Below are 17,134 nucleotides of genomic sequence, written 5' to 3'. Positions count from 1 at the left end.
GGGGGCCGGGGGGCGGGGGGGCACCCCCGCCCGCCGCGGGGGGGGGGGGGGGGGGGGGCGGGGGGGGGGGGGGCGGCCGCGGCGGCCGCCGCCTCGGCCTTGTCGACGGCCTTGCGGGCGGCGGCGATCTCCTTGGGCTCCTCGGCGGCCGGGTCGAGCGCGGGCGGGGCCGGCACGGTCCACATCCACTCGCGCAGCTTGTCGCGCTCGTGGGTGAGTTCGTGGATGTCCGTTTCCGCGTACTCGAACTCCGGCGACCAGAACAGGGCGTCGAAGGGGCACACCTCGATGCAGATGCCGCAGTACATGCAGAGCGAGAAGTCGATGGCGAAGCGGTCGAGGACGTTGCGGCTGCGTTCGCGCCCGCCGGGGGCGGCGGCCGGGACCGTCTCCTTGTGCGAGTCGATGAAGATGCACCAGTCGGGGCACTCGCGCGCGCAGAGCATGCAGACGGTGCAGTTCTCCTCGAACAGGCCGATGACCCCGCGCGAGCGCGGCGGCAGTTCGGGCTGGGCGTCGGGATACTGGGCCGTGTGCGAGCGCTTCACCATCGTGCGCAGGGTGACGGCGAGGCCCTTGGCGAGGCCGGAGCCGGGGACGGGAGGCATTACTGGATCGCCACCTTCACGATGCCGGTGAGCGCGATCTGGGCGAGCGCGAGCGGGATGAGTACGGTCCAGGCGAGCTTCTGGAGCTGGTCCTCGCGCAGCCGCGGGTAGGTCACGCGCAGCCAGATCACGACGAAGGCGAGGACGGCGACCTTGAGCAGGGTCCAGACCCAGCCGAGGCCGTCACCGCCGAAGGGGCCGTGCCAGCCGCCGAGGAAGAGGACGGTGGTCAGTCCGCACAGGACGACGATGCCGGCGTACTCGGAGAGCAGGAACAGCGCGAAGCGCAGGCCCGTGTACTCGGTGTACGCGCCGAAGATGATCTCGGAGTCGGCGACGGGCATGTCGAACGGCGGCCGCTGGAGTTCGGCGAGGCCGGCGGTGAAGAACACCACGGCGCCGACGATCTGCCAGGGCAGCCACCACCACTCGAAGGCGCCGACGATCCCGGTCAGGGACACGGTTCCGGCGGCCATCGCGACGGAGGCGGCGGCGAGCAGCATGGGCAGCTCGTACGCGAGCAGCTGGGCGGCCGTCCGCAGGCCGCCGAGCAGCGAGAACTTGTTGGCGGAGGCCCACCCGGCCATGAGGCTGCCGAGTACGCCGATGCCCATGACGGCGAGCGCGAAGAAGATGCCCGCGTCGATGACCTGGCCGACCGCGCCGTCGCCCGGGCCGATGGGGATGGCGAGGAGGACGAGGAGGTACGGCAGGAGCGCGACGGCGGGGGCGAGCTGGAAGATCCGCCGGTCGGCGTTGGCCGGGACGATGTCCTCCTTCTGCGCGAACTTCACGCCGTCGGCGACGAGCTGGGCCCAGCCGTGGAAGCCGCCCGCGTACATGGGGCCGAGGCGGCCCTGCATGTGCGCCATCACCTTGTGCTCGGCCTGCCCGACGACGAGGGGCAGGACGAGGAAGCAGACGAAGACGACGATCAGTCGCAGGGCGACGTCGAGGACGTCGTTCACGCGGGGCCTCCTGCGGAGGGCTCAGTGGGGTCCTGGTCCGGGGTCGGCTGCCCCGAGGCGGGCTCCGCACGGCCCGGGTCCCGGGTCGGCTGCGCCGGCTCGGACGGCTCGGGTACGGCGGCCGGAGCCGGGTCGCCTGCGGCGGGCCCGGTGGAGTCCCGGTCCGGGGTCGGCTCCCCCGAGGCGGGCTCGGGCTTGGCCGGGGTGTCCGTCCCGGGGGTCGGGTCCGGGACGTAGGCGGGCTTCGGGTCGTGCCAGGGGGCGTCCGTGCTGCGCGGGGCGGCGCGGCGGGCCGGGGACGCGGGGGCGCCCGTACCGTCCGGGGTCGCCGGAGCCGCCGGAGCCGCCGGGGTCGCCCGGTCGCCCGTACCCGCCGGAGCCGCCGGGGTCGACGGGGTCGACGGGGTCGACGGGGTCGACGGGGCGTTCGTACCCGCCGGAGCCGACGGGGTCGCCTGGTCGCCCGTACCCGCCGGGGGTGTCTGGCTCGCCGAGCCGTCCGCTACCGAGCGGCTGCGGCGGGCCGGGCGCGGGGGCGCCGGAGCGTCCGCAGCCCCCGGGGCAGCCGAGGCGTCCGTACCCGCCGGAGCGGCCGTAGCGCCCGAGCCCGCCGGGGCCACCGGTGCGTCCGGGGCCACCGGGGCCACCGCAGCGTCCGTACCCTCCGGGCTCGCCGCAGGCGTCTGGCTTGCCGAGCCGTCCGCCACCGAGCGGCTGCGGCGGGCCGGGCGCGGGGGCGTCGGGGTGTCCGCGGATCCCGGGGTGGGTGTGTCCTCCGGGGTCGGGCGGGGGCGGCGGGGCGGGGTGGCCGTGCCTGCCGCGCGGGGGGTGCGGGCCGGGCGGGTGGGGGCCGGGGGGAGCTGGCCCTTGAGGGGGCCCCACTCGTTCGGGTCCGGGACGCCCGGGGGGAGCATCTGGCGGCGCTTGGGGCCGTCCGGATCCGCGCCCTCGCCCGGCTCCTTGGCCCCGGGCCAGGCCTTGGCGACCCGCGCGGCCAGGACGAAGTCCTTGCGCAGCGGGTGGCCCTCGAAGTTCTCGGGGAGCAGGAGCGGGACCAGGTTCGGGTGGTCGGTGAAGGCGACACCGAACATCTCGAAGGTCTCGCGCTCGTGCCAGGCCGCCCCCGCGTACACCGCGATCGCGGACGGCAGCGAGGGCGCCGCGTGCGGGACGGTGGTACGCAGCAGCAGGCGGCGTACGCGGTGGTTCTCCAGCGCCACGACGTGCGCGCAGATCCGGAAGCCGGTGCCCGGCTCGTCGACCGCGCTCAGCCAGTCGAAGTACGTACAGCCCAGCTTGTCGCGCGCGATCTCCAGCGAGGAGATCCAGCTGCCGACGGGGACGTCGACCGTCAGGACGTCGTAGGCGTACGAGCCGAGGGCCTCCTCGCCGAAGATCTGCGGGGCCCCGTCGGGGAGGGATTCGTAGAGGTTCATGCGCCGCTCCCCTCCGCCGGGAGGACCGGCGGCGTGACCAGACCGCTCGTCAGCTGCGCCACCGACGGCCCGGACGACCCGGACGGCCCGTGCGCGTACCGCTCCGCGAGCGACTCGCGGGCGATCTTCTCCTGGAGCTTGAGGATGCCCTGCAGGAGCGCCTCGGGGCGGGGCGGGCAGCCGGGGACGTAGACATCGACCGGAATGATCTGGTCCACGCCCTTCGTGACGGAGTACGAGTCCCAGTACGGCCCGCCGCAGTTGGAGCAGGCACCGAAGGAGATGACGTACTTCGGCTCCGGCATCTGCTCGTACAGCCGCTTGACGGCCGGAGCCATCTTGTCCGTCACCGTGCCCGATACGATCATCAGGTCGGCCTGTCGCGGTCCGGGCGCGAAGGGGATCACGCCGAGCCGGATGAAGTCGTGGCGCGCCATGGACGCGGCGATGAACTCGATCGCGCAGCAGGCCAGGCCGAAGTTGAAGACCCACAGGCTGTACCGGCGGCCCCAGTTGAGGACCACCTTCATCGGCTCGGGGGCCAGCCGGGACAGCACGCCCAGCCTCTTCGGCTCCGGCAGCAGCTCGGGCTCACGGGTCCCGGGCGGTGTCACGTCCATTCGAGGACGCCCTTCTTGTACGCGTAGAGCAGGCCGACGGCCAGGAAGCCCAGGAAGACGAACATCTCCACGAGCGTGGTGGCGCCGTATCCCGCGGCGGCGAACACGGTCGCCCAGGGGAAGAGGAAGATCGAGTCGACGGCGAAGATGACGTAGAGGAACGCGTAGACGTAGTAGCGGACCTGGGTGTGCGCCCAGCCCTCGCCGACGGGGTCCACGCCGCACTCGTACGTCAGCAGCTTCTCCGGGGTCGGCACCGAGGGGCGCAGCAGCCGGCCCGCGCCGAAGGCGACGGCCACGAAGAGCACGCCCAGGGCGGCGAGCAGCCCGACGACCGAATAACTCCGGAAATAGTCTGCTGCGAGCACGGTCACGGCCGTCGGTACCGCGGGTTCGGGCACGTCCGCTCCTCGCTCCCGGTCACTGTCGATGATCTGTTACGCACGGGAGTCTAGGGCCTGCCTTCACAGGGTGGGGTTATCCCCCGTCCACTGCCCCCCGGTCCCCCCATGGCACCGGCGGACCGCGCTTGACAGGCTGTGGGGCATGACCGTGAACATCCAAGCCTCCGACGAAGACCGTCCTCCGCCCGTCCGCCCCGTGTTCGGGCGCGAGACGTGGCAGGAGATCACCCATCTTCTGCTGAATCTGCCGTTGGCGATCATCGGTTTTGTTTACACGGTGTTCATGGTCGCGCTGGGCGGTGGTCTGGCCGTCACCGCGATGGGTCTGCCCCTGCTCGCCTGCGGGCTGTTCACCGCGCGCATGATCGGGCGGCTCGAACGCGCGCGGGCGCGGGCCCTGCTGGGGGTGCGGGTGGACGAACCGACCCCGATCCCGGGGCCGAAGCGGGCCGGCGGGTTCTTCTCCTGGCTGTGGACGAGCATCAAGGACCCGGTGGCCTGGCGGACCTCGCTGTACGGGCTGATCCGGCTGCCGTGGGGGGTGCTGACCTTCACGGTCGCGCTGGTCGGCCTCTTCGTCCTGTGGCCGGTACTGCCGTACCTGACCCGCGGTCTGACGAACGTGGACCGCGCGATGGTACGGGGCCTGCTCTCGCCGGTGGACGGCCTGGAGCGGCGCATCGCCGAGCTGGAGTCGGACCGCGGCGTGGTCGTCGACACCGCCGCCGCCGACCTGCGGCGCATCGAGCGGGACCTGCACGACGGCGCCCAGGCGCGGCTGGTCGCGCTGGCGATGGGGCTGGGCCTGGCGAAGGAGAAGCTGCTGGAGGACCCGGAGGCGGCGGCCGCGATGGTGGACGAGGCGCACGGCGAGGTGAAGATCGCGCTCCAGGAGCTGCGGGACCTGGCCCGCGGCATCCACCCGGCGGTCCTGACCGACCGCGGGCTGGACGCGGCCCTGTCCTCGGTGGCCTCGCGCTGCCTGGTGCCGGTGAAGGTGGACGTGGACCTGCCGGCCCGCCCGGCGGAGGCGATCGAGGGCATCGCGTACTTCACGGTCTCCGAGCTGCTCCAGAACGTCAGCAAGCACGCGCAGGCGCGGATCGCGAGCGTCGAGGTGTGGCGGGCCGCCGACCGGCTGCTGATCCGGGTCTCGGACGACGGGCGCGGCGGGGCGAAGGTCGCCGGGGGCGGCGGGACCGGGATGGCGGGGCTCGCGGAGCGGCTGGGGGCCGTGGACGGGCTGTTCGTCGTGGACTCCCCGGAGGGCGGCGGGACCGTGGTCACGGCCGAGCTGCCGTGGCGTTCCCGCGAGGTCTGACCCGGGTGACCCGGGTACGGGGCCTTCCGCCGCGGCGGGAGGCCCCGTACCCGTGTGTCCGGCGGGCAGCGGGGCGCACGGGGTGGGGATAACCCCCCGGTGGGGACGCCGACGTGCCGGATGGCCGCGCGACGCGGCGCACGACAGGGTTGAGGAAGTGGAGCACGGCACAGAGACGGGACGGGACGGCATCATGGCGATCGGCTACGGCACGGGCTACGGCACGGGCACGAACAGCGCGGCGGGGCGGGCGCCCTCGGTGCTGACGGCGCCCTTCGCCGGGCGGACCTGGCGCGAGTTCGGGTACCTGCTGATCGGGCTGCCGCTCAGCGTCCTGTACTTCTCGCTCGCGCTCACCGGCGTGGTCCTCGGTGCCGGACTGCTGGTCACCTTCCTCGGCGTACCCGTACTGGCGGGCGTACTGGCCATGGCCCGCTCGTTCGGGCACCTGGAGCGGGGCCGGGCGCGGACGCTGCTCGGGATGGACATCGCCGACCCGGAGCCGGTGCGGGTCAAGAAGGGCGGCGGGGTGCTGGCCGCGACGGGCGCGATGCTCAAGAGCGGGAGCGCCTGGCGGCACGTCCTCTACTCGGTGATCCACCTCCCGTGGGCGATGTTCAGCTTCGTCCTGTCGCTGACGCTGTGGGCCTACGGCTGGTCGATGCTGCTCTACCCGCTCTGGTTCTGGGTCTTCCCCGCCTTCACCGACCAGCCCGGGCTGGAGCTGTTCCAGAACGGCGACCACTACAGCTTCTACCTGGACTCGCCGCTCCTGATCGCCCTCACCTCCGTGATCGGACTGGGCTTCACGCTGGCCACTCCGTGGGTGATCCACACGCTGGCGTCGGTGGACCGGGTCATGGTCGGCGGCCTGCTCGGCCCGTCCCGCCTCGCCCACCGGGTCACCGAGCTGGAGTCGGACCGCGGGGTGGTCGTCGACACCGCCGCCGCCGACCTGCGGCGCATCGAGCGGGATCTGCACGACGGCGCCCAGGCCCGGCTGGTCGCGCTCGCCATGGATCTGGGCCTGGCCCGGGAGAAGCTGGCGGAGGACCCGCGGGCCGCCGCCCGCATGGTGGACGAGGCGCACGGCGAGGTGAAGATCGCCCTCCAGGAGCTGCGGGACCTGGCCCGCGGCATCCACCCGGCGGTCCTGACCGACCGCGGGCTGGACGCGGCCCTGTCCTCGGTGGCCTCGCGCTGCAGCGTGCCGGTCCGCGTCCAGGTGGAACTGCCGGGGCGGCCCGTGGCCGCGATCGAGGGCATCGCCTACTTCACGGTCTCCGAGCTGCTGCAGAACGTCAGCAAGCACTCCGGGGCCGGGATCGTCAGCGTGGACGTGTGGAAGTCCGGGGACCGGCTGCTGATCCAGGTCGCCGACGACGGCCGCGGCGGCGCGAGCACCGCGGTGGGCGGCGGGCTCGCGGGTCTGGCGGAGCGGCTGGACGCGGTGGACGGCGTACTGGTCGTCGACTCCCCGGTCGACGGCGGGACGACGGTGACGGCGGAGCTGCCCTGGCGGGTGTGACGCAACCGCGGCCGCTCAGGACGGGAGACGGGCCTTCGGGCCCGTTCTTCGTCATGTCCGGATGCCGTTCTCCGTCATGTCCAGACCCCGCGGCGCGCTCCGACATCGCAAAGTGGGCCCGTACACCGACGCGTTGGCCCGGACCGGCCTTGACCCGGCCCCAAGGCTGGGATGCTTGGCTGTGCCAGGGATCGACAACGAGTAACGCGGGAGCTGCTGAGTCGTGGAAGACAGGGTGCGGGTGGTCATCGCCGAGGATTCAGTGCTGCTCCGTGAGGGCCTGACCCGGTTGCTGACCGACCGGGGGCATGACGTCGTGGCAGGCGTCGGGGACGCGGAAGCCCTGATCAAGACGGTGGCGGACCTGGCGGCGGAGGGTGCGCTGCCGGATGTGGTGGTGGCGGACGTACGGATGCCGCCGACCCACACCGACGAGGGGGTGCGAGCGGCCGTACGGCTGCGCAAGGACTACCCCGGGATCGGAGTGCTCGTGCTGTCCCAGTACGTGGAGGAGCAGTACGCCACCGAACTGCTGGCCGGTTCCAGCACCGGGGTGGGGTACCTGCTCAAGGACCGGGTGGCCGAGGTGCGCGAGTTCCTCGACGCGGTGGTCCGGGTGGCCCGGGGCGGTACGGCCCTGGACCCGGAGGTGGTCGCCCAGCTGCTGGGGCGCAGCCGCAAGCAGGACGTCCTGGCGGGGCTGACGCCGCGCGAGCGCGAAGTGCTGGGGCTGATGGCCGAGGGGCGGACGAATTCGGCGGTGGCCAAGCAGCTGGTGGTCAGCGACGGAGCGGTGGAGAAGCACGTCAGCAACATCTTCATGAAGCTCGGCCTGTCGCCGAGTGACGGGGATCACCGGCGCGTGCTCGCCGTCCTCACTTACCTGAGATCTTGATCAACTGACACCCTGTCAGCAAATGTGCGTTGCGGGGTGTCGGGACATCGATGGCGGAGTGTCTCCTCAAAGATGATTTGCCAGGAGGAAGACACTCCGCAGCAGGCCGTCCCAAGAGACGGTCCAGCATATGAGCGGCCCAAGGAAGGACACCCTTACCGACGTAGGGTTGACCTTGCGAACGCCACGCCTCGAAGGAGGTCCAGTTCAATGACCAGCCAGGTCAGTAGCCCAGCCGAGCAGGCCGACGGGGCCGGGGGTGCTGTAGTCGGTGGACAGCGCACGCCCGCGGGTCCCGGTGAGAAGGAAGTACGCCGGCTGGACCGGGTGATCATCCGTTTCGCGGGTGACTCGGGTGACGGTATGCAGCTCACCGGTGACCGGTTCACGTCCGAGACGGCTTCGTTCGGTAATGATCTTTCGACGTTGCCGAACTTCCCGGCCGAGATCCGGGCGCCTGCCGGGACCCTGCCGGGGGTGTCCTCGTTCCAGCTGCATTTCGCCGATCACGACATCCTGACGCCGGGTGACGCGCCGAACGTGCTGGTCGCGATGAATCCGGCGGCGTTGAAGGCGAACATCGCCGATGTTCCGCGGGGTGCGGAGATCATCGTGAACACCGATGAGTTCACCAAGCGTCCGATGGCGAAGGTCGGCTATGCGGTGTCGCCGCTGGAGGACGGCTCGCTGGAGGCCTACAACGTTCATCCGGTGCCGCTGACCACGCTGACGGTGGAGGCTCTGAAGGAGTACGGGCTTTCGCGGAAGGAGGCCGAGCGGAGCAAGAACATGTTCGCGCTGGGTCTGCTGTCGTGGATGTATCACCGGCCGACGGAGGGCACGGAGGCGTTCCTGCGGTCGAAGTTCGCGAAGAAGCCGCAGATCGCGGAGGCGAACGTGGCGGCGTTCCGGGCGGGCTGGAACTTCGGTGAGACCACCGAGGATTTCGCGGTGTCCTACGAGGTCGCTCCGGCCACGAAGGCGTTCCCGACCGGGACCTACCGCAACATTTCCGGGAATCTGGCCCTGTCGTACGGGCTGATCGCGGCGGGCCGGCAGGCGGATCTGCCGCTGTATCTGGGCTCGTATCCGATCACTCCGGCCTCGGACATCCTGCACGAGCTGTCCAAGCACAAGAACTTCGGTGTGCGGACCTTCCAGGCCGAGGACGAGATCGCCGGGATCGGCGCCGCGCTGGGCGCGGCCTTCGGCGGCTCCCTGGGGGTGACGACCACCTCGGGGCCGGGGGTGGCGCTGAAGTCGGAGACGATCGGGCTGGCGGTCTCCCTCGAGCTGCCGTTGCTGATCGTGGACATCCAGCGCGGTGGTCCCTCGACCGGTCTGCCGACCAAGACCGAGCAGGCCGATCTGCTGCAGGCGATGTTCGGGCGCAATGGTGAGGCTCCGGTCCCGATCGTGGCCCCGCGGACTCCGGCGGACTGCTTCGATGCGGCGCTGGACGCGGCGCGGATCGCGCTGACCTACCGCACGCCGGTGTTCCTGCTCTCAGACGGATACCTCGCCAACGGTTCCGAGCCCTGGCGGATCCCGGACGTCGAGGACCTTCCCGACCTGCGGGTTCCCTTCCAGGAGGGTCCCAACCACCAGCTCGCGGACGGCACGGACGTCTTCTGGCCCTACAAGCGGGACCCGGAAACCCTGGCCCGGCCGTGGGCGGTGCCGGGCACGCCGGGTCTGGAGCACCGCATCGGCGGCATCGAGAAGCAGGACGGCACCGGGAACATCTCCTACGACCCGGCCAACCACGACTTCATGGTCCGCACCCGCCAGGCCAAGATCGACGGCATCCAGGTCCCCGACGTCGAAGTCGACGACCCGGACGGCGCGAGCACCCTCGTCCTGGGCTGGGGCTCCACCTACGGCCCCATCACCGCGGCGGTCCGCCGCCTGCGGCTGGCCGGAACGCCCATCGCCCAGACCCACCTGCGCCATCTGAACCCCTTCCCCCGGAATCTCGCAGAGGTCCTGGGGCGTTACGAGAAGGTAGTGGTGCCCGAGATGAACCTCGGCCAGCTGGCCACCCTGCTGCGGGCGAAGTATCTGGTCGACGCCCGCTCGTACACGCAGGTCAACGGCATGCCCTTCAAGGCGGAACAGCTCGCCACGGTCCTCCAGGAGGCCATCAATGACTGAGGTCACCGACGCCCCCGCCCAGGCACGCACGCTGCTGTCGCTGGTCCCCAAGGCCGAGGCGAAGCAGTCGATGAAGGACTTCAAGTCCGACCAGGAGGTCCGCTGGTGCCCCGGCTGCGGCGACTACGCCGTCCTGGCCGCCGTCCAGGGCTTCATGCCCGAACTCGGACTCGCCAAAGAGAACATCGTCTTCGTCTCCGGCATCGGCTGCTCCTCCCGCTTCCCGTACTACATGAACACCTACGGGATGCACTCCATCCACGGCCGCGCCCCCGCCATCGCCACCGGTCTGGCCACCTCCCGCCGCGACCTGTCCGTCTGGGTCGTCACCGGCGACGGCGACGCCCTCTCCATCGGCGGCAACCACCTCATCCACGCCCTGCGCCGCAACGTCAACCTCAAGATCCTTCTCTTCAACAACCGGATCTACGGACTGACCAAGGGCCAGTACTCGCCCACCAGCGAGGTCGGCAAACTCACCAAGTCCTCCCCCATGGGCTCCCTCGACGCGCCCTTCAACCCGGTCTCGCTCGCCATCGGCGCCGAGGCCACCTTCGTGGCCCGCACCGTCGACTCCGACCGCAAGCACCTCACCGAGGTCCTGCGCGCCGCGGCCGACCACCAGGGCACCGCGCTCGTCGAGATCTACCAGAACTGCAACATCTTCAACGACGGCGCCTTCGAGGTCCTCAAGGACCAGGAACAGGCCCAGGAAGCCGTCATCCGCCTCGAACACGGCCGGCCCATCCGCTTCGGCACCGACCAGGCCAAGGGCGTCGTCCGCGACCGGGCCACCGGCGACCTCCACGTCGTCACCGTCACCCCCGACAACGAAGCCGACATCCTCGTCCACGACGCGCACACCACCTCGCCGACCAACGCCTTCGCGCTCTCCCGCCTCGCGGACCCCGACACCCTGCACCACACCCCCATCGGGGTCTTCCGCAGCGTCGAACGGGCCGTCTACGACACCCAGATGGCCGACCAGCTCGACACCGCCATCGAACAACACGGCAAGGGCGACCTCACCACCCTCCTCACCGGCAACGACAACTGGACCGTCGTCGGCTGAGCACGCCGGACGCCCGAGGGGTTCACCGGGCCCGGATCCGCCGGCGGAAGCTAGCGGGTCCGGGCCTCGTCGTGCGCGGCGCGCGTCTCGTCGTGCGCGGCGCGCGTCTCGTCGTACGCCGACCGGGCCGCCTGCACCGCGTCCGTACGGCGTTCCGTCCAGCGGGCCAGCGCCCACACCTGCTCGGCGGCCTCGCGCCCCAGGGGGGTGAGCGAATAGTCCACCCGCGGCGGGATCACCGGCTGCGCGACCCGCAGCACGAAGCCGTCCCGCTCCAGCGTCTGCAAGGTCTGGGCCAGCATCTTCTCGCTCACCCCGCCCACCTCCCGGCGCAGCTCGCTGAACCGGTACGAGCGCTCGACGAGCGCGGCCAGCACGAGCACCCCCCAGCGGCTGGTGACGTGCTCCAGGACGCCCCGAGAGGGACACATCGGCGCCTTCACGCTCGTCTTCGTACTTACTTCCATACCAGTACCTTACTTCAAAGTGGGTACTTACCAATAGTTAGCGCGACCCATAAGGTGGTGTCATCAGCCCGAAGGAACCGAAGGAGCACCCCATGAGCATCGTCGTCACCGGAGCCACCGGAGCCCTCGGCCGCCTGGTCCTGGAGGACCTGCTGGCCACCGTCCCCGCCACGGAGATCGCCGCCGTCGTCCGCAACAAGGAGAAGGCCGCCGACCTGGCCGAGCGCGGCATCGAGGTGCGCGTCGCCGACTACAGCGACCCCGCCAGCCTGGAGGGGGTCTTCCGCGCCGGCGACCGGGTCCTGATGATCTCCGGCAGCGAGGTCGGCCGCCGCGTGCCGCAGCACACCGCCGTGATCGAGGCCGCGCGGGCCGCCGGGGTGGCCCAGCTCGCCTACACCGGGGTCCTCGGCGGCCCGGAGGCGGACTTCGACCTGGCCGCGGAGCACCGCGTCACCGAGCAGCTCATCCTCGACTCCGGGCTGCCCTACACCTTCCTGCGCAACGGCTGGTACCACGAGAACTACACCGCGCAGCTGGCGAACGTACTGGAGCACGGCGCGGTCGTCGGCAGCGCGGGCGAGGGCCGGATCGCGTCCGCGGCGCGCGCCGACTACGCCGCCGCGGCGGCGGCCGTGGTGACCGGCGAAGGCCACCTGAACCGGATCTACGAGCTGAGCGGCGACACCGCCTGGAGCCTGGCGGAGTACGCGGCCGAGGTCGCGGCGCAGTCCGGCCGCGAGGTCTCGTACGCGGCGGTCCCCGCGCAGGCGCACCTCGAGGTGCTCACCGGCGCCGGGGTCCCGGCGGACTTCGCGGCGATCCTCGTCGACGTGGACGCGGCCATCTCGCGCGGACGCCTCGCGGGCACCAGCGGGGACCTGGCCCGGCTGATCGGCCGCCCGACCACCCCGATCGCCTCGGCGATCGCCGCCTCCCTGGCCTGAGGCACGGCGGGCCGACGACGGAGGCGCGGCGGAGGCATGAGGGAGCCGACCGGGGTGTCATGACTGTCACCTGTCAATGGGCATGACATCCGAGCCGCGCGGCGCTACCTTCGTGAAGTTGGCTTGAAGTAGACCCAGGAGGGCCCGTGAAGGCGGAAAACGAGCAGCGCACGGGTTTGCTCTACGGATTCGGCGCATACGGAATGTGGGGGCTGGTCCCCCTCTTCTGGCCGCTGCTCAAGCCGTCGGGCGCGGTCGAGATCCTCGCCCACCGCATGGTCTGGTCACTGGCCGCGGTCGGTGTCGCGCTGGTGGTGGCGCGCCGCTGGGGGTGGATACGCACCCTGCTCGGCCAGCCGCGCAAGCTCGGGCTGACCGCGCTCGCGGCCGCCGTGATCTCGGTCAACTGGGGCCTGTACATCTGGGCCGTCAACAACGGCCGGGTCGTCGAGGCCAGCCTCGGCTACTTCATCAACCCACTGGTCACCATCGCCATCGGCGTCTTCGTCCTCGGTGAGCGGCTGCGCCGCGCCCAGTGGGCGGCGGTCGCCATCGGCGTCGCGGCCGTCGTGGTGCTGGCCGTCGGATACGGGCGGCCGCCCTGGATCTCCCTGGTGCTGGCCTTCTCCTTCGCGACCTACGGCCTGCTCAAGAAGAAGATCAACCTGCACGGCCTGGATTCGCTGGCCGCCGAGACCGCGCTGCTCTTCCCGCCCGCCCTCGGCTACCTGCTGTGGCTGGCGGCCCAGGGCCAGTCCACCTTCACCGGCCACGGCGCCGGGCACGCGGGCCTGCTCGCGGCGACCGGCCTGGTCACCGCGATCCCGCTGGTCTGCTTCGGCGCCGCCGCCATCCGGGTCCCGCTCTCCACCCTCGGGCTGCTGCAGTACCTGGCCCCGGTCTTCCAGTTCGGCCTCGGCGTCGTCTACTTCCACGAGGCCATGCCGCCCGAGCGGTGGGCCGGTTTCGCCCTGGTCTGGGCCGCGCTCGCGCTGCTCACCGGCGACGCGCTGCGCAACGCCCGGCTCTCCCGCACGGCCCTCGCGGCGACCGCGGCGACCGCGGCCGCCGCCGCCCCCGGGGCGGGCGCCACCGCCGAGGTCCCCGCCGCCCCCGTCAGCCCCGTCACCCCGGCGCGCGAGCCGGCGTAGCCGCGCATCATCCGCCTCACGGTCCCCGGTACGGAACATCCGTACCGGGGATCGTCCGTTTTCCGAACCCTACTGACCGGATTGTGACCTTGACGGGCAGTCATACTCTCGCTGAACATCAGGCTCGCACTGACGCACGAATGCTCACCTGCTCTATCCCCGCACGTTCCGTCATATCCCCGCGGAATCCCGGAGCCCCCACATGAGCCTGTCCGTCTCCCGGCGCCTGGCCGCCGTCACCGCGATAGCGGTGGCCGGTCTGTTCGCCTCCACCGCCCCCGCGGCGCTGGCCTCCCCCACGGCCCCCGCGGCGCCGGCCTCGCCCGCCGCGGCCACGGCCGCGCCGACGCCGCCCGACATCCCCATAGCCAACGTCAAGGCGCACCTGACCCAGCTGCAGTCGATCGCCACCGCCAACGGCGGCAACCGCGCGCACGGCAAGGCCGGATACAAGGCCTCGATCGACTACGTGAAGGCCAAGCTGGACGCGGCCGGTTACACCACCACCCTCCAGACCTTCACCTCCAGCGGCGCCACCGGCTACAACCTGATCGCCGACTGGCCCGGCGGCGACCCGAATTCGGTGCTGATGTCCGGCTCGCACCTGGACTCGGTGAACGCGGGTCCCGGCATCAACGACAACGGATCCGGCTCGGCCGCCATCCTCGAAACCGCCCTCGCCGTCTCCCGGGCCGGCCTCCAGTCCACCAAGCACCTGCGCTTCGGCTGGTGGGGCGCGGAGGAGCTGGGCATGGTCGGGTCGACGTACTACGTCAACAACCTGCCGAGCGCCGAGAAGTCGAAGATCTCGGGCTACCTGAACTTCGACATGGTCGGCTCCCCGAACCCGGGCTACTTCGTCTACGACGACGACGCCACGATCGAGCAGACCTTCAAGACGTACTTCGCGGGCGTCGGCATCCCCACCGAGATCGAGACCGAGGGTGACGGCCGCTCCGACCACGCCCCGTTCAAGAACGCGGGCATCCCGGTCGGCGGCCTCTTCAGCGGCGCCGACTACATCAAGACCGCCGCGCAGGCCCAGAAGTGGGGCGGCACCTCGGGCAAGGCGTTCGACGCCTGCTACCACCGGTCGTGCGACACCTCGGCGAACCTCGACGACGCCGCCCTGGACAAGAACAGCGACGCGATCGCCTACGCGGTCTGGACCCTGGGCGCGGCCGCCACGGTTCCGCCCGGCCGGTCCTTCGAGAACACGACGGACATCAACATCCCGGACTCCCCCGCCGCCGGGGTCAGTTCGCCGATCACCGTCTCGGGTGTCACGGGCAATGCCCCGGCCACCACGAAGGTGGACGTGAACATCGTCCACACCTACCGCGGCGACCTCCAGATCGACCTGATCGCCCCGGACGGCACGGCGTACCGGCTGAAGAACTCGAGCTCGGACTCGGCCGACAACGTCATCGCCTCGTACACGGTGAACGCGTCGAGCGAGGTCGCCAACGGCGTCTGGAAGCTCCAGGTGAAGGACGTGGCCGCGCAGGACGTGGGCTACATCAACAGCTGGAAGATCACCTTCTGAGACCGGTGGCGCTACGCGCCCTCGGGGTGCGCCCGCAGTGATTCCGGGACCGGATCCTGTATCCGGGCGCGTAGCTCCTCGGCGACCGCGGCGATGTCGGCGTGACCCATTTTCGCGGCTTCCACCAGGTCACCGAGCGCCTCGGGCGAGGGCAGCTGCTTGGCTCCGGCCACCCGCAGGTACGAGCGGGTGGCCGCCGCCGCGTAGAACTCGTTCATCGGGGACTCCAGCGCCGGGCACACCGCGAGGGTGTGCAGGAACGCGGCGGCCCGCCAGGCGGTGTCGGGGGCGGGCTGCTCCGGGACCAGCACCAGGTCGTTCTGGTGGCGGGCCACCGCGGCGGCCACCCCGGAGGGGTCCCAGACGGCGGGATCGGACGGGAGATGGTGGGCCAGAGCGGTCCAGGCCCACTCCATGGTGATCTTCAATGGCCGAACCGCTCCTGGAAGTAGCCCCAGTGGTCCGCGAACTCCTCGATTCCGGAGAGGAAGTTCTCGCGGTCCTCGTCCAGTTCGCGTTCGGTGACCTCGGTGATCAGCGCGGTGACCGTCGTCCCCAGTGCCGCCGCGCGCGCTTTGAGGCGCTCGTGGAATTCTTCCTCCAGGCGGATGGTGACGTGTCTCGACATGTCCATCACCGTACAGCGGGCCCGCTGTACGGAGGAGGGTTACGCGGGAAGGGTGGCCCGGGACACATGTCCCGGGCCACCCTCGTCACACCTGTGTCCGCTCGCGGCGGCCCACCGGACTACTTCCCGGCGTTGGCCGTCTTCACGAGGGTGTCCTTGTCGACCGCGCCGACATAGACCTTGCCGTCGTCGGTGATCAGCGCGTTGACCACGCGGGTCGAGAAGACCCGGCCGGAGCCGAACTTCCCGGTGACCTTGTCACCGAGGCTGTCGAGGAACTGCTTGGCCTCCTTGGGGGCGCCCTTCTCGTTCGCCTTGCCCTCGAAGTCCTTGAGGCCCTTGCCCGAGCCCGAGTCGATCCGGGCGACCGAGGCCCAGCCCTCACCGAGCACCGTCGTCTCACCCTTGCCCGCTCCGCCCGCGCCCGTCAGACCGTCCAGCCCGGGGATCGGGAGGGAGTCCATGCGGCGCTGTGCCTTGTCCCCGTGCGAGGCGTCCGAGCCCTCGCGCACCTTGGCGCCCTTGGGCGGGGTGAAGGTGAAGGTGTCGGCGGCGGGCTTGGCGAAGTCGATCTTGTTGAAGCCGGCGTCCAGGATCGGCTTGCCGCCCTTGCTGGAGAGCACCTGGAAGCGCAGCGGCACGCCGTTCTTGGCGTCCACGGCGATCTGGACGGACCCGATCGTGGAGCCGGACGCCTTCGGCTTGAGCACCAGCTGGTAGGCGTCGCGCCCGGCCACCTGGGCCGTGTCGCCCACGCTGACGTCGGTGGTGGTGCCGGCGGCCTTGAGGGCCTCCTCGGCGAGCTGGGCGGGCGAGGAGCCGAGCCGGTCGGCCGTCTTGTGCTCCTTGCCCTTCTCCCCCGCCCTGGCGCCCGCGTTCTTCTCGTGGAAGGCCTCGTTGGACTTGCTGTCGTAGCCCCAGGCCTCGTCACCGTTGTGGATGAGGCTGTACTCGTCCTTGCCGTCCAGGAAGGTGAGCCGCTGGCGGTCCGGGCCGTCGGCCGCGACCTTGAAGGTGTGCGTGCCCGCCGCGAGCTGCGCGAGCTTGTCCTGCGGGTCCGCCGAGCCGCCGGAGATGCCCCCGCGGTTCAGCAGGTTCGTCGCCATGCTCGGCAGGCCGAGGTCGACGCTGATCTTCGCGGTGCCGGACAGCTGCTGCGTGTCCGACGCGGCGATCTTCTCGATGAGCTGCTGCGCCGTCACCTTCGGAAGGTCCGGTCCGCTCGCGTTGGCGAAGGCCGGAACCAGTCCGACGGTCGCCACGGCCACTCCCACGACCACCACCGGTACCGCGTACCGCGAGGCCTTGCGGGAAGTCGTCTTTACGTTCGCTGCCATGTCTCTGCCCTACCTCTGTGTGTAGGCGGCGACCTACCCATCCCGGCTTGTC

17 protein-coding genes are annotated in these 17,134 nt (G+C 71.2%); 8 read left to right on the top strand and 9 right to left on the bottom strand.

What is annotated here, in order from left to right:
• From ABT084_RS19635 to ABT084_RS19615, 5 genes are all read right to left on the bottom strand, one after another.
• Window positions 1-608, bottom strand: a 608-nt coding sequence (locus tag ABT084_RS19635; RefSeq protein WP_351045296.1) for a NuoI/complex I 23 kDa subunit family protein, incomplete at its 3' end; no start/stop codon positions are given.
• Window positions 608-1,576 (bottom strand): complex I subunit 1/NuoH family protein, encoded by a 969-nt coding sequence (locus ABT084_RS19630; RefSeq protein ID WP_351045294.1) that lies wholly within the window; start codon window positions 1,574-1,576, stop codon window positions 608-610. The genes ABT084_RS19630 and ABT084_RS19635, both read right to left, overlap by 1 nt.
• The gene (locus tag ABT084_RS19625; protein ID WP_351045291.1) at window positions 1,573-3,012 is read right to left on the bottom strand and encodes an NADH-quinone oxidoreductase subunit C; all 1,440 of its coding nucleotides are present in this window, start codon (window positions 3,010-3,012) and stop codon (window positions 1,573-1,575) included. The genes ABT084_RS19630 and ABT084_RS19625 overlap by 4 nt, the downstream gene beginning before the upstream one ends.
• Window positions 3,009-3,632 carry an NADH-quinone oxidoreductase subunit B gene (locus ABT084_RS19620; RefSeq protein ID WP_351045289.1) on the bottom strand — a complete coding sequence of 208 codons (624 nt, stop codon included), beginning with the start codon at window positions 3,630-3,632 and terminating at the stop codon, window positions 3,009-3,011. The genes ABT084_RS19625 and ABT084_RS19620 overlap by 4 nt, the downstream gene beginning before the upstream one ends.
• The gene (locus ABT084_RS19615) at window positions 3,623-4,033 is read right to left on the bottom strand and encodes an NADH-quinone oxidoreductase subunit A (protein ID WP_351045286.1); all 411 of its coding nucleotides are present in this window, start codon (window positions 4,031-4,033) and stop codon (window positions 3,623-3,625) included. The genes ABT084_RS19620 and ABT084_RS19615 overlap by 10 nt, the downstream gene beginning before the upstream one ends.
• 145 nt (window positions 4,034-4,178) lie before the next feature.
• On the opposite strand from ABT084_RS19615, the gene ABT084_RS19610 reads away from it, so the two are divergent.
• The 5 genes from ABT084_RS19610 to ABT084_RS19590 all read left to right on the top strand — a co-directional run bounded on the left by ABT084_RS19610 (window position 4,179) and on the right by ABT084_RS19590 (window position 11,006).
• Window positions 4,179-5,357, top strand: a complete 1,179-nt coding sequence (locus tag ABT084_RS19610; protein WP_351045283.1) for a sensor histidine kinase — start codon at window positions 4,179-4,181, stop codon at window positions 5,355-5,357.
• A 193-nt stretch (window positions 5,358-5,550) separates the two neighbouring features.
• Window positions 5,551-6,885 carry a sensor histidine kinase gene (locus tag ABT084_RS19605; protein WP_351045443.1) on the top strand — a complete coding sequence of 445 codons (1,335 nt, stop codon included), beginning with the start codon at window positions 5,551-5,553 and terminating at the stop codon, window positions 6,883-6,885.
• A gap of 235 nt (window positions 6,886-7,120) precedes the next feature.
• On the top strand, window positions 7,121-7,780 hold the full coding sequence (locus ABT084_RS19600; RefSeq protein WP_351045440.1) for a response regulator transcription factor: 660 nt from the start codon (window positions 7,121-7,123) through the stop codon (window positions 7,778-7,780).
• A 210-nt stretch (window positions 7,781-7,990) separates the two neighbouring features.
• Window positions 7,991-9,934: a 2-oxoacid:acceptor oxidoreductase subunit alpha gene (locus tag ABT084_RS19595; protein WP_351045281.1), complete on the top strand. Its 1,944-nt coding sequence runs from the start codon at window positions 7,991-7,993 to the stop codon at window positions 9,932-9,934.
• A complete protein-coding gene (locus tag ABT084_RS19590) occupies window positions 9,927-11,006 on the top strand; it encodes a 2-oxoacid:ferredoxin oxidoreductase subunit beta (RefSeq protein ID WP_351045278.1) in 1,080 nt (359 codons plus the stop codon). Before ABT084_RS19595 ends, ABT084_RS19590 begins: the two co-directional genes overlap by 8 nt.
• A 50-nt stretch (window positions 11,007-11,056) precedes the next feature.
• On the opposite strand, the gene ABT084_RS19585 is transcribed toward ABT084_RS19590, so the two are convergent.
• Entirely contained in the window at window positions 11,057-11,473 is a 417-nt protein-coding gene (locus ABT084_RS19585) for a winged helix-turn-helix transcriptional regulator (RefSeq protein ID WP_351045277.1), read from the bottom strand.
• Between the two features lie 92 nt (window positions 11,474-11,565).
• Between ABT084_RS19585 and ABT084_RS19580 the strand changes: the two genes are divergently transcribed.
• From ABT084_RS19580 to ABT084_RS19570, 3 genes are all read left to right on the top strand, one after another.
• Window positions 11,566-12,420 (top strand): SDR family oxidoreductase, encoded by an 855-nt coding sequence (locus ABT084_RS19580; protein ID WP_351045274.1) that lies wholly within the window; start codon window positions 11,566-11,568, stop codon window positions 12,418-12,420.
• A gap of 146 nt (window positions 12,421-12,566) precedes the next feature.
• Window positions 12,567-13,571 carry an EamA family transporter RarD gene (gene rarD, locus ABT084_RS19575; RefSeq protein ID WP_351045272.1) on the top strand — a complete coding sequence of 335 codons (1,005 nt, stop codon included), beginning with the start codon at window positions 12,567-12,569 and terminating at the stop codon, window positions 13,569-13,571.
• A 202-nt stretch (window positions 13,572-13,773) separates the two neighbouring features.
• Window positions 13,774-15,117: a M28 family metallopeptidase gene (locus ABT084_RS19570; RefSeq protein WP_351045270.1), complete on the top strand. Its 1,344-nt coding sequence runs from the start codon at window positions 13,774-13,776 to the stop codon at window positions 15,115-15,117.
• An 11-nt stretch (window positions 15,118-15,128) separates the two neighbouring features.
• On the opposite strand, the gene ABT084_RS19565 is transcribed toward ABT084_RS19570, so the two are convergent.
• From ABT084_RS19565 to ABT084_RS19555, 3 genes are all read right to left on the bottom strand, one after another.
• Window positions 15,129-15,545 carry a hypothetical protein gene (locus tag ABT084_RS19565; protein ID WP_351045268.1) on the bottom strand — a complete coding sequence of 139 codons (417 nt, stop codon included), beginning with the start codon at window positions 15,543-15,545 and terminating at the stop codon, window positions 15,129-15,131.
• The gene (locus ABT084_RS19560) at window positions 15,542-15,745 is read right to left on the bottom strand and encodes a ribbon-helix-helix domain-containing protein (RefSeq protein WP_351045265.1); all 204 of its coding nucleotides are present in this window, start codon (window positions 15,743-15,745) and stop codon (window positions 15,542-15,544) included. The genes ABT084_RS19565 and ABT084_RS19560 overlap by 4 nt, the downstream gene beginning before the upstream one ends.
• A 119-nt stretch (window positions 15,746-15,864) precedes the next feature.
• Entirely contained in the window at window positions 15,865-17,082 is a 1,218-nt protein-coding gene (locus ABT084_RS19555) for a LolA family protein (RefSeq protein ID WP_351045262.1), read from the bottom strand.
• Window positions 17,083-17,134: the final 52 nt, after the last annotated feature.

This window comes from Streptomyces sp. NPDC002138, assembly GCF_040296485.1.
Classification (GTDB): Bacteria; Actinomycetota; Actinomycetes; order Streptomycetales; family Streptomycetaceae; genus Streptomyces.
This window is presented reverse-complemented; position numbering and strand designations above follow the sequence as displayed.

Coding starts and splice junctions, on each gene's coding strand:
- ABT084_RS19625 (WP_351045291.1), bottom strand. CDS start 3,012: ATGAACCTCTACGAATCCCTCCCCGACGGGGCCCCGCAGATCTTCGGC.
- ABT084_RS19620 (WP_351045289.1), bottom strand. CDS start 3,632: ATGGACGTGACACCGCCCGGGACCCGTGAGCCCGAGCTGCTGCCGGAG.
- ABT084_RS19610 (WP_351045283.1), top strand. CDS start 4,179: ATGACCGTGAACATCCAAGCCTCCGACGAAGACCGTCCTCCGCCCGTC.
- ABT084_RS19605 (WP_351045443.1), top strand. CDS start 5,551: ATGGCGATCGGCTACGGCACGGGCTACGGCACGGGCACGAACAGCGCG.
- ABT084_RS19595 (WP_351045281.1), top strand. CDS start 7,991: ATGACCAGCCAGGTCAGTAGCCCAGCCGAGCAGGCCGACGGGGCCGGG.
- ABT084_RS19590 (WP_351045278.1), top strand. CDS start 9,927: ATGACTGAGGTCACCGACGCCCCCGCCCAGGCACGCACGCTGCTGTCG.
- ABT084_RS19585 (WP_351045277.1), bottom strand. CDS start 11,473: ATGGAAGTAAGTACGAAGACGAGCGTGAAGGCGCCGATGTGTCCCTCT.
- ABT084_RS19580 (WP_351045274.1), top strand. CDS start 11,566: ATGAGCATCGTCGTCACCGGAGCCACCGGAGCCCTCGGCCGCCTGGTC.
- ABT084_RS19570 (WP_351045270.1), top strand. CDS start 13,774: ATGAGCCTGTCCGTCTCCCGGCGCCTGGCCGCCGTCACCGCGATAGCG.
- ABT084_RS19560 (WP_351045265.1), bottom strand. CDS start 15,745: ATGTCGAGACACGTCACCATCCGCCTGGAGGAAGAATTCCACGAGCGC.
- ABT084_RS19555 (WP_351045262.1), bottom strand. CDS start 17,082: ATGGCAGCGAACGTAAAGACGACTTCCCGCAAGGCCTCGCGGTACGCG.